The sequence below is a fragment of the Rhodococcus sp. WY5 genome (assembly GCF_018588185.1).
In the GTDB taxonomy this organism is placed as follows: domain Bacteria; phylum Actinomycetota; class Actinomycetes; order Mycobacteriales; family Mycobacteriaceae; genus Rhodococcus_F; species Rhodococcus_F qingshengii.
Map to the genome: position 1 here is coordinate 562,501 of NZ_JAAMPR010000001.1, position 11,460 is coordinate 573,960.

At 60.8% G+C, this 11,460-nt stretch carries 9 protein-coding genes and 1 rRNA gene (1 of these 10 only partly in view); 7 read left to right on the top strand and 3 right to left on the bottom strand.

All coding sequences use genetic code 11. The annotated features are described in order from the left end of the window. A protein-coding gene (gene pdxA, locus G4D79_RS02520) for a 4-hydroxythreonine-4-phosphate dehydrogenase PdxA (protein WP_099699070.1) crosses the window boundary here: on the bottom strand, nt 1–2,147 show its 5' portion. It extends 106 nt beyond the left edge of the window; only the first 2,147 of its 2,253 coding nucleotides appear in the window; it begins with the start codon at nt 2,145–2,147; the stop codon falls past the left edge of the window. A gap of 212 nt (nt 2,148–2,359) precedes the next feature. On the opposite strand from pdxA, the gene G4D79_RS02525 reads away from it, so the two are divergent. From G4D79_RS02525 to G4D79_RS02555, 7 genes are read left to right on the top strand one after another with little or no spacing between them, the layout of a single operon-like run. Continuing rightward, nucleotides 2,360–3,937 (top strand): ABC transporter substrate-binding protein, encoded by a 1,578-nt coding sequence (locus tag G4D79_RS02525; protein ID WP_007732494.1) that lies wholly within the window; start codon nt 2,360–2,362, stop codon nt 3,935–3,937. A 4-nt stretch (nt 3,938–3,941) separates the two neighbouring features. Beyond that, nucleotides 3,942–4,946 (top strand): ABC transporter permease, encoded by a 1,005-nt coding sequence (locus G4D79_RS02530; RefSeq protein WP_180279729.1) that lies wholly within the window; start codon nt 3,942–3,944, stop codon nt 4,944–4,946. Beyond that, a complete protein-coding gene (locus tag G4D79_RS02535; protein WP_003941426.1) occupies nt 4,946–5,893 on the top strand; it encodes an ABC transporter permease in 948 nt (315 codons plus the stop codon). Before G4D79_RS02530 ends, G4D79_RS02535 begins: the two co-directional genes overlap by 1 nt. Nucleotides 5,894–5,896: 3 nt before the next feature. After that, nucleotides 5,897–6,730: an ABC transporter ATP-binding protein gene (locus tag G4D79_RS02540; protein ID WP_053062092.1), complete on the top strand. Its 834-nt coding sequence runs from the start codon at nt 5,897–5,899 to the stop codon at nt 6,728–6,730. Next, the gene (locus tag G4D79_RS02545; protein WP_099699071.1) at nt 6,727–7,593 is read left to right on the top strand and encodes an ATP-binding cassette domain-containing protein; all 867 of its coding nucleotides are present in this window, start codon (nt 6,727–6,729) and stop codon (nt 7,591–7,593) included. The genes G4D79_RS02540 and G4D79_RS02545 overlap by 4 nt, the downstream gene beginning before the upstream one ends. Continuing rightward, nucleotides 7,593–8,552: an aldo/keto reductase gene (locus G4D79_RS02550; RefSeq protein ID WP_214514218.1), complete on the top strand. Its 960-nt coding sequence runs from the start codon at nt 7,593–7,595 to the stop codon at nt 8,550–8,552. Before G4D79_RS02545 ends, G4D79_RS02550 begins: the two co-directional genes overlap by 1 nt. A gap of 34 nt (nt 8,553–8,586) precedes the next feature. After that, nucleotides 8,587–9,348, top strand: coding sequence for an HpcH/HpaI aldolase/citrate lyase family protein (locus G4D79_RS02555; RefSeq protein WP_007732505.1), 762 nt, complete (start codon nt 8,587–8,589; stop codon nt 9,346–9,348). A 63-nt stretch (nt 9,349–9,411) separates the two neighbouring features. Here the strand turns inward: G4D79_RS02555 and G4D79_RS02560 are convergent, their stop codons facing one another. Both G4D79_RS02560 and rrf read right to left on the bottom strand, forming a co-directional pair. Then, nucleotides 9,412–10,836, bottom strand: a complete 1,425-nt coding sequence (locus tag G4D79_RS02560) for an aldehyde dehydrogenase family protein (protein ID WP_007732506.1) — start codon at nt 10,834–10,836, stop codon at nt 9,412–9,414. A 377-nt stretch (nt 10,837–11,213) separates the two neighbouring features. Continuing rightward, a 5S ribosomal RNA gene (gene rrf, locus G4D79_RS02565) occupies nt 11,214–11,330 on the bottom strand. Between the last annotated feature and the right edge of the window lie 130 nt (nt 11,331–11,460).

Consider the following 11,460-nt stretch of genomic DNA (forward strand, 5'->3'; position numbering starts at 1 on the left):
CCGTGATCGACGGAGGTACGGATGACAGGTAACCCGACGGTGATGTTGACGCCGGCCTCGATCCCGAGAACCTTGACCGGGCCGTGCCCCTGATCGTGGTACATCGCAACGATCAAGTCGTAGTCCCCACGTCCAGCGAGGAAGAATGCCGTGTCCGCCGGCAGTGGGCCGTGGACGTCGATTCCTTCTGCCTTCAAGAGTTCGACGGCGGGAATGATCTTCTGCTCTTCCTCTCCGTACCCGAAAAGCCCGTTCTCCCCCGCATGCGGGTTGATCCCGCACACGCCGATTTTCGGAGATGGATTGCCCGTGCGCACCAAAGCTTCGTGACCTCGACGAATGGTCCTCTCGACCAGGCCGGGCTCGATCCTGGCAACTGCATCGAGCAGTCCGATGTGAGTGGTCACGTGAATCACCTTGAGCTTGGGGGTCGACAACATCATCGACACCTCCTCGGTACCGGTCAGGTGCGCAAGCAATTCCGTGTGTCCGGGATAGATGTGTCCTGCCGCATGCAGCGCTTCCTTGTTCAGCGGCGCCGTGCAGATCGACTGGACTTCACCGTGTACGGCGAGTTCGCTTGCGACGCGGATATATTGATAGGCCGCATCCCCCGCGACTGCCGACAGTTCACCCCAGGCGAGATCCTCGGGTAGCAAGTCCAGGTCGATGACGTTGATCCGTCCATCGATGAATTCAGCATCCTTGATCTCCTCGATCGCGACCACGTCGACGTCGATTCCGAGCACCGTGGCAGCCGATCGCAAACGCTTCGCGTCGCCGACAACAACAGGGCGGCAACGCTTTCTCGTTTCGGCGTCGAGGAGTGCGGGGACGATCACTTCCGGTCCGACGCCGGCGCCGTCGCCCATCGTGACAGCAATCAGCGGCAGTGGAGTGGATTCGATTGACATGGGATTGACCTCGTTGTCTGAAGGAGTAACTGAAGGTGGACTGTCCGGAGCGGCGACCGGGGTGGGGTGCGCGAGAAACTTCGTTATGGAGAAAAGACTGTGTGCATTCCCGAAACTGCCTGGCCGCGTGACGATGTACCGTCCGGTGCGATCGACGGAAAGTACGGCGCCGTGTTCGATTTCGTAAATCGGTGACAGCGTGTCGATCCGCAGGCGGTCGAGAACGCTGCGCGCGGTTTCGCCACCGGTAAGTACCAGGTCGATCGGGTACTCGTCGTGGGAGAATCCTGCATCGACGGCAGCGATCAGATCGGCGAGAGCCGAAACGAGGTGGACGGATTCTGCAGGCACGACAGGTCCACTTACCGAAACCACGACGTTTCCGCGATCCAGTGCGTTCAGAATCGGAAGCGGATCGACCGAATGCGCCAGCAGCTCAGCACTGTTCACTTCGATATGATGCGCCCCTGAATCCCGAAGCAATGCCACTTGGTCCCCGGCAGACGCATCCGCCGTCCCCACGACGACCAAGGTAAATCGAGAATCACGAAGAGATGGGCACGCGACGGGTGACTGCACGGTTCTTCGTCGTGCCACTGCCATCGCGAGCGCCGAGGTTCCTACCAATCGAGAACCCCGAACCTCCTGTGCTGCAGCCACAATCAGTTCCAGATCACTCTCGGTCTCGACGTCGCAGATCGCCACCGACCCGGCTTCTGAGATCGACGCAAGAACCTGGATCAAACGACCGGAGCGAATGTCATCCAGCGATACGCCAGAAGTGATTGCCGACGGGCCGAGCGCCTCTGCAATCGACCGAGGAGTCGGCTTCGACTCCGCGCGCCACAGGTCGGTGGAGTGCAACGCAACCCCATCGACCAACACCACGCCGTCTTGCACCGTGCGCCCTTGTCTGGGCAGTCCGGCGGCGACGATGACCGGGGATCCGTCGCGGGAGAGTTCTCCAACCTCCGCTGCTATGTTGCCCCTGAGCAGGGAATCGATCTTCTTGACGATCTCGGAGCCGTCAGACGATTGCAGAACTGATCTCACGTCCCGAGAGGCTCTGGCGGGGTCGGATCGCCGTGAGTGCAGATCGAAAACCGTCACTCCTGATCCGTCAGGCGCATCTGGGCCGAGCCGAAGCGATATGCCCGAACTGCGGAGCAGAAATCCTGAGGCCGACTCCGCTGCTCCGGAAAGATCATCAGCGATGATTACCAGTGGTTTCATCGAATTCCTCGACCCCCTTTCGGTCTGAATCGAGTATGCACAGCATCGCAACCGATGCGCGAAGTACGCAATCGAAGTTACGGGACTTGCGCGAAGTGCGCAACAGTGCCATTGTGAGCTGAGTTACAAGCGAGAGCCCGACGCGATTGTTCACCAACAGTCCGCTCGGAGCGTCGCCCCCACGCTGCCCCGTCAGGATCGAAAGGTCACCGATGACCAATACTCGTTTGCGAACACCACAGCTCTCCCGGCGATCCTTTCTGCAGTTCACCGGGCTGATCGGTGGCGCAACGCTTCTGGGCACGACTGCCGCGTGCGCCGGCCCTACCGGGAAACCGACACAGGACACCCTGGTGCTCGGGCTCAACCGCTCGCTCGTCAGCCTCGACAACAAACTCAATCAATTCGACGCAGCAGTCACGGCTCAACGTGGCGTCAGACAAGGTCTCACCCGGATCGGCGACAATCTGACACCGCAACTCGTTCTCGCTGACAGGTTCGAATCGACCGGCCCGACCGAGTGGACGGTTCGACTCCGCGAGGGCATCCGTTACTCCGACGGCACACCTGTGCTGATCGACGACGTCACGACGGCAATGCAGATGTACCAGCAGGTCAGCGGATCGTTTGTCGCACCGCAGTTCCCCGAGTGGCCGACGGTCGTCCCCATCGACGATCGCACCTTCATCCTTCGGACGAATTCCCCGGTGCCGGTTCTGGACTCGCTCATGTCCAACATCTTGATCACCCCGGCCGCTGCCAACGAACCCAACGAACTGCAGAGCGGAATCGGGTCGGGACCGTTCGTCGTCAGCGAATCGAACCGGGGCACCGGCGATTACACACTTGTCGCCAATGACAACTACTGGGGCCCGGCCCCCGGCGTTCGTCGTGTTCAGGTCCGCTTCATTCCCGAAGAGGCCGGCCGCGTCGTCGCGCTTCGGAGCGGCGAGGTCGACGTCATCGACTCGATCAGTCCCGATTCCGCCGAACAACTCGCCGATCTGCCTGGTGTCCAGGTGGACACAGTACCGAGCACACGCATCAACCAACTGTTCTTCAACTTCCGCAAGCCCGCCGATCACCCACTGTCCAATCCGCGTGTCCGAGAAGCTCTCACGTATGCCATCGACGGTGAGTCACTCGCTCGGGACGTGCTGATCGGTTCCGCAGTCCCGGCCACCGGCCCCGCACCGTCGACCTTGGACGGAGCCGTGAAAACCGGTACTTACCAATATGATCCACGGAAAGCGCGGCAAATGCTCGAGGCCGAAGGTGCCGACGACCTCGAACTCACCTTCATCTGGGAAACCGGAGAGTTCACCAACGACGTCTCGGTGATGGAATCGGTACTCGAAATGATGAAGGCCGTGGGAGTACGCGTCAAACTCCAGCAGTTCGAACCGGGCGGTGACATCTCGTCCTGGCGCCAGGGCAAGACCGGCGACTGGGATGTGCTGGGCAACGGCTACGGCAACCAGACCGGACTTGCACTGACCACGTTGCAGGGGATGTACGCCGGCACAGCGGAGAAGGAAGCAACTCGCGACACCTATCACGGGTACGTCTTCCCCGAAATCACCGCGAAGATCCAAGCCGCATCCAGTGAACCAGACCCGACCAAGCGCGCCGCTCTACTCGACGCCGCACAACAAGACATCTGGAACACCTGGCCTTGCCTGTGGAGCTTCGTACCCAACGCACTCCTTGCGAAACGCACTCGTGTACAAAATGTTTCACTGACCCCAATCAACTCCTACGACCTCGGCGCCGTCCGATTGGAGGCCTGAGGCGATGACTCTCACCGCTCCGAAACCGCAAACCGCTCTCGGAATCTCTCCGCGTCGACGCACAAGGATCAGCCCGACCGTCAAATACGTGCTCAAACGTCTGGCACAGAGCGCCTTGACGATCTTCCTCACGCTCACAACAGTGTTCGTCCTGATCCGAATGGCACCCGGCGATCCTGCCTACGCCCTGGCCGGACCTCTGGCCAGCACCGAGGATCTCGCACAGATCCGTGCTGACATGGGCTTGGACAAGTCGGTGTTCTCCCAATACCTGATCTACCTGTGGGACCTCGTCCACCTGAATCTCGGCACGTCGTACTCGTTCCAGGCGCCGGCCATGGACGTTGTCCTCGGCCGACTCCCGTACACCATCACCCTTGCCGTCAGCTCCATTCTGTTGACCGCCGTGCTCTCGATTCCGCTGGGCGTGTGGATGGCCCGTCACGCGGACACCAGACGTGAACTCGGTGCGAACGTCGTAGCCGTCGGCGGGCAGTCCATGCCGGAGTTCTGGAGCGGCCTGATGCTGGTGACGATCTTCGCGGTCTTGATCCCAGTACTCCCGGCAGCCGGTTTCACCACATGGCCGTCGTTGATCCTGCCCACCGTCACCATCGCCATCCTTCAGATCGCGTTGATCTCCCGGATGGTTCGACGCGAAATGGTCTCGGCCTTCGCTTCTCCGTACATCACGGTCGCACGTTCTCGCGGAGTATCGGAACGCGAACTCACCTGGCGATATGCGATGCGTAATTCGGCGATTCCGATCGTCACCGCGCTGGGCACCAGATTCGCCGGAATGCTGAACGGCGTCGTGGTGGTCGAGGTCGTGTTCGCCTGGCCTGGTGTCGGCTCGCTGGTGGTCCGCGCACTCGAGACTCGCGACTACCCGCTCATCCAGGCCACCGTGCTTGTCACCGCGGTTCTCGCAGTGCTCGTGCAACTGGCAGTGGACCTCCTCTACCCCCTCCTGGATCCACGCGTGCGACTCGGAAAGGGCGCCAACTGATGACTACCGTCTTGGAACCTCCAACAACTCCGCGCGCCAGCGCGGTCACCGAGGCAGACTTCGCACGCGCCGGAGCCACGCGCCGTAAGCGAGACAGCCGAGTCAAGATCTGGGCCGGCTCGATCTGCGCGCTCCTGGTGATTCTTCCTGTTGCATTGGCCGGGCTGCTCCCCCTTGCAGATCCGAACCAGACCAACCTGAGCAGTCGACGGCTACCGCCCCTCACCGACGGCCATCTGTTCGGCACCGATCAGTTGGGACGAGATCTGCTCTCACGGATCCTGCACGGCGGCCAGGTGTCTCTGACGATCGGTATTCTCGCCGTGATCGTCTCCGGCGTCATCGGCATCGTCGCCGGATCCGCCGCGGGGTACTTCGGTGGTTGGGTCGACACCGTGATCTCCCGCCTACTCGAAGCACAGCTTTCTCTGCCTCTGCTGATGATGCTGCTTCTCGTTGTTGCGCTGTTCGGCCCGTCCATTCCCGTCATCACGTTTGTCATCGCGATCGCACAGTGGCCCGAAGTCGCACGGTTGACTCGCTCATTGGTACTCGTCGAACGCGAAAAGCCTTACGTAGCTGCAGCTCGAGTCCTCGGACTTACCCGCATGGCCATCCTGCTTCGTCACGTCATTCCCAACATCGTCAAGCAGGCATCGCTCGTCGTCCTGCTGCTGCTCGCGCAGGCCGTACTGCTGGAAAGTTCGTTGAGCTACCTCGGCGCCGGACCGCAACGTCCATTCGCTACCTGGGGACGAATCATCGCCGACGGCCAGGACTACATCACCACGTCATGGTGGATCGTCACGTTGACCGGTCTGATGATCGTGCTGCTGGTCGTCGGAGTGAACCTACTCGGCGATGGTCTGCGCGATCGTCCTGCAGGTTCGAAACGACTGGGCGCAAGCCTGTTCGGGCGTGGCAGCGCCCAGAAAGCGAAGGCGTGAGACATGGGAAATCTACTACGGGTCGACGATCTCCAGATCGAACTTGTCACGGCGAACGGCGTCATCCGAGCCGTCGACGGGGTGTCCTTCTGCATCGACGCCGGTGAAACCGTCACCATCATCGGTGAATCCGGCTCCGGAAAGTCGACGACAGCCATGGGGATTCTCGGACTGCTTCCGGACGATCTTGCGGTTCTTTCCGGGAAAGCCGTGTTCAAGGGTCAGGACATTCTCGGAAACACGAAGATCCTGAACGATATTCGCGGAAAACACATCGCGCTCATCCCCCAGGACCCGATGACGGCTCTGAGTCCCGTCCACACCATCGGCAGCCAACTTCGAGAAGCAGTGCGCCACAGCGGTGTGACCGCGAAGAAGCAACAAATCGAGCGGGCAGTGCAACTGCTCGAGCAGGTACGCATTCCGTATCCGGATCAGCAACTCGACAAGTACCCGCATCAACTGTCGGGTGGAATGTTGCAGCGCGTCCTGATCGCCGGCGCTCTTGCTGCCGGCCCCGAACTGATCGTGGCCGACGAACCCACCAGCGCACTGGACGTAACCGTTCAGGCCGGGATTCTGGATCTATTGCTCGAATTGCAGGAACGCACCGGGATCGGAATGCTGGTCATCACCCACGACCTCGGAGTCGCCCGACTCGTATCCGATCGCATCTACGTGATGAAGGACGGACGTTTTGTCGAGACCGGTAACGCCGACGTTCTCGTCGACTCACCGCAAAGCGCCTACACACAAAAGCTTCTCGACGCCATACCGCACCTGGGGCCTTGGGATGGCGACCCCGCCCGTTCAACACAGATCGGAGCCTCGGCATGAACCCCCACGAAACGCCACTTCTCGCCGTCGAAGATCTCGTTGTCGAGTATCCGGTTCCCGACGGAGTTTTCCGAGCCGTGGATGCTGTGAGCTTCTCGGTGGAAAAGGGCAAGACCCTGGCCATCGTCGGCGAATCCGGATGTGGCAAGTCGACAATCGCTCGATCTATCGTCCGACTCCTCACACCGACCAGTGGACGCATTCTCGTCGACGGCAATGACATCGCGCAGATGTCGGAGAAGTCACTGCGCCCCTACCGCTCTCGCGTTCAAATGGTGTTCCAAGATCCGTACGGATCGCTGGACCCCCATCTGACTGCCGAGGACATCATCGGAGAACCACTGCGCCTCAAAGGTGTTCGGAGCAAGTCTGAACGCGCCAAGGCAGCAGCAGAACTCGTCGATCGCGTTGGCCTTCCCAGCTCGGCATTACACCGGCGTCCGGCGGAGTTCTCAGGAGGCCAACGTCAGCGCATCGGAATTGCTCGTGCACTTGCCAGCGGACCCGAGATCCTGGTCTGCGACGAAGCGACCAGCGCTCTCGACGTGTCGGTGCAAGCGCAGGTACTCGAGCTCCTACGTGAAATTCAGGCCGATACCGGTCTGACGTACGTTTTCATCTCACACAACTTGGGCGTCGTCCGAGAAATCAGCGAAACCGTAGTCGTGATGTCGAAAGGAACCATCGTCGAATCCGGTTCCACAGAAACAGTTCTCGCCAGCCCCCGCGAGCCGTACACCCGCGCACTACGTGGCGCGGCCCTCGACCCCACAACGATGGTGGGGATCAAACCACGCCACGTAGTGGCCGCACTGTCCAAAAACTTGCTAGCCAAGCAGACCGAATCACGAGGAGTTGCCTGATGACCGCCCCACTCAAGCTTCCGAAACTGGTGCTCGGCACTATGACCTTCGGAGATACGGTCGACATATCGGGTGCCGGATCGGTGCTCGACGCAGCACTGGACGCCGGAATCTCACACATCGACACGGCGAACGGCTATGCGGGCGGCGAGTCCGAGCGCATGCTGGCAAAACTGCTCCACGGCCGACGCGATTCCGTCACTCTGGCCACCAAGGCGGGAATGCCACACCCCGATGCCGGTGACAACAGCCCACTCTCGGCAAAGGGACTCCGAGCAAGCATCGAAGGAAGTCTGCGCAGACTCGACTCGGACTACGTCGACCTGTTCTATCTCCATCAGCCGGACCGAACCGTCACGCTGACCGAAACTCTCACCACCGTCGCGGAACTGGTTGCCGAGGGCAAGATCCGCACACTCGGCGTATCCAACTTCGCAGCGTGGCAAATCAGTGAAATCAACTACACCGCAGACACAGTCGGAGCTCCCCGACCGATCGTCGCACAGCAGCTCTACAACTTGCTCGCACGTCGCATCGAAGAAGAATACGCAGAATTCGCGGACGTGACCGGACTGACCACCATGGTCTACAACCCACTCGGTGGGGGCCTGCTCACGGGGCGCCACACCTTCGAGGAAAGTCCCGCCGACGGCCGATTCGGCGACTCACGTCTTGCGTCGATGTACAAGGAGCGATACTGGAACACACAGATATTCGACGCGATCGCTCAACTGACGGCAATCGCAGAGCAGTCGGGCATCTCCCTGACCGAGCTTGCGTTGCGCTGGCTGGTCAGCAAGCCCGTCGCCGGATCGCTGCTCCTCGGAGGATCCAAAGTAACGCACCTCGAATCCAATATCGCGGCCATCGGGCGAGGTCCACTCGACGCCTCGACCGTCGAAGAGTGTGATCTCGTCGGTGCCGCCCTACGAGGCCCCATGCCCAACTACAACCGCTGAAACACCCGACCTTCATCAGGAAGAGTTCTTCACTATGTCAGCACAGGAATTCGCCGCACGCATCCGAGGACGCGAACGCATACTCGGATATTGGTCCGTCATCGACAGCCCGATCTCGACCGAATGGATCGCGCACGTCGGCTGGGACTACATTGCCCTCGACATGCAGCACGGCCTGATCGGCTATTCGGGGATGGTCGCCGGGCTCACCGCCATCGACTCGTCACCGTCCACCGTCGGGATGGTGCGCGTCGAGGCAAACAATCCGACGCCCATCGGCCGTGCACTCGACGCGGGCGCTGTGGGCGTCATCGTTCCGCTGATCAACAACGCCGAAGAGGCAGCGGCCGCCGTGGCAGCCGCCAAGTATCCGCCTTTCGGCATCCGCTCCTACGGACCCATGCGCTCGCAACTCCGTATCGGCCCCGTTCCCGCCGACGCGAACCGCGACACCGTTGTATTTGCGATGATCGAGACCCCACAGGGTCTGGCGAACGTCGAAGAGATCTGCGCAGTGCCCGGATTGGACGGCGTGTACGTCGGGCCGTCCGACCTACGAATCGCCGTCGGAGGTAAGCACTCCAACGATCCGGACGTCGCCGAGGAATTCGAATCAGCGCTCACCAGGGTGCGCGAAGCTGCCGCCGTCAGCGGAGTCGCTGCGGGAATCCACACACCTTCCGGTCAGGTTGCGGCACAACGGCTCGGGGAGGGCTACACGTTCGCGACCGTGGCCTCGGACCTGACACATCTGGCGAACATCTCGGCTCAGCATTTGGATGCCGCCAAGTCCTGATCCGGGTACAAAAATGGCGATGCTCCCGCACTTGGTACGGGAGCATCGCCATTCTCGAACAAACTATCTCTGAATCGCCTTGATCTCGAGGAACTCTTCGAGCCCGAACGTGCCGGCCTCGCGCCCGACGCCCGACTGCTTGTACCCACCGAACGGAGCATTCGTGTTGAAGGCGCCGCCGTTCACCTCGACCTGCCCGGCACGCAGTTGCCGTGCGACGCGATCCGCGCGATCGGGGTCACCTGACCAAACGCCACCGGCCAGTCCGTACTCGGTGCCGTTAGCGATCCGCACTGCGTCGGCCTCGTCTTTGTAGCCCATGATCGAGAGGACCGGTCCGAAGATCTCCTCGCGCGCAATGGTCATGTCTTCGGTCACGTTCGCGAACACCGTCGGACCGACGAAATATCCACTGGCCAGACCGGTTTCGCGACCGTCGACAACCGCGGTGGCACCTTCCGACACACCCTTCTCGATGTATCCGCGAACGCGTCCCAGCTGATTCGCGTTCACCAGAGGACCAAGCACCGAAGTCGGCTGAGTCGGATCACCTACCGGGAAATGAGCGGCGACCGCAGCAGCAATTGCCGCTGCCTCATCCACCTTCTCCGCGGGAACCAACATACGCGTCAGCGCCGAACAGGTCTGGCCCGAGTTGATGAAGCACTTTGCGACGCCGTCCGTGACAGCCTTTTCGAGATCGGCGTCGTCGAGAATGACGTTCGCCGACTTGCCACCCAGCTCGAGCGAGACCTTCTTGATGGTGTCCGCGGCGACGATGGCCACTCGCTTGCCTGCCCGAGTCGACCCGGTGAAGGAGACCATGTCGACTTCCGGGTGGCCGGCGATGGCTTCACCCACTACCGGGCCGTAGCCACTTACCAGGTTGAATACACCTGCAGGCAAACCAATTTCGTCGAAGATGTCAGCGAGAGCGTACGTGATGAGTGGCGCAACCTCGGTGGGCTTGAGAACCACGGTGCAGCCCGCCGCGAGCGCACCGCCAACCTTCAAGACAACTTGGTGGAGCGGGAAGTTCCAGGGAGTGATAGCGCCGACAACACCCGCAGGTTCGCGAACAATCAGCGAATTCCCGACCTCGTGAGCGTCGAAATCATAAGTGCGAGCCAATTCGGCAAATGCATTCAAATTCGCGAGCGGCATTCCGATTTGCACGGGCTTCGCGAATCCGATCGGCATGCCCATATCCTGCGAAACCAGCGCCGCAAGATCATCGGTACGTTCGGCAATAATCGCCGCGGCTTTGGAAAGATATTCGGCTCGCTCGCCGCCGGATAGTGCAGACCAAGCGGGGAAAGCCTTTCGTGCTGCCTTCGCGGCCGCATCGACATCTTCGACAGTGCCTTCGGCGACAGTTCCTATCAGCTCTTCGGTAGCCGGATTGAGAACGTCGATCCGACCGCTGCCAGTGGATTCGATCCAGGCGCCATCAACATAGATTTTGGTGCGGTCGAGAATATCGGTCATCGAAGCCTCCGTAGTCATCACGCGTGCACAGGTGAGGTGGGCCCGATCACACGGGGCACCTCTTCCGAGCCTAGCCACGCTCGACGGGTTCCGTGGCAGGTTGGTGTCGAGATTGACCTTCGACTGACGAGACCTGTGGTGAGCGCACGCTTTTCAGTGATGGTGTGAACGTACCGTTCCCCTCGCCTAAGAGGGTGAGAGTGCCGTTCACTCGATGCGGGGGTGCCGGCGGGGGTGCTCCCCCTTTGATCGTGCGAACGGTACGTTCGGTCGATCTGAGGCGACGGACGTGCCGTTCGCTCGAAGTGAGGGTGGGGGTGTTTTGGGTACGAGAAAGCCCCCCAACCAGTACTGGTTGGGGGGATTCTCTAATGTGTGTTCGGCGGTGTCCTACTCTCCCACACCCTGTCGAGTGCAGTACCATCGGCGCTGAAGGGCTTAGCTTCCGGGTTCGGAATGGGACCGGGCGTTTCCCCTTCGCTATGACCGCCGTAACTCTATGAAACTGTCACAGTAACCTTCTTCTGATCACCTGGTTTCACCACCCGTCAACACCAGTTTCTGGTGTTGGGGGATGGAGAAAACAGGGTTTCTCATCAGTATCTGTGTGTTGTTTCAGATACC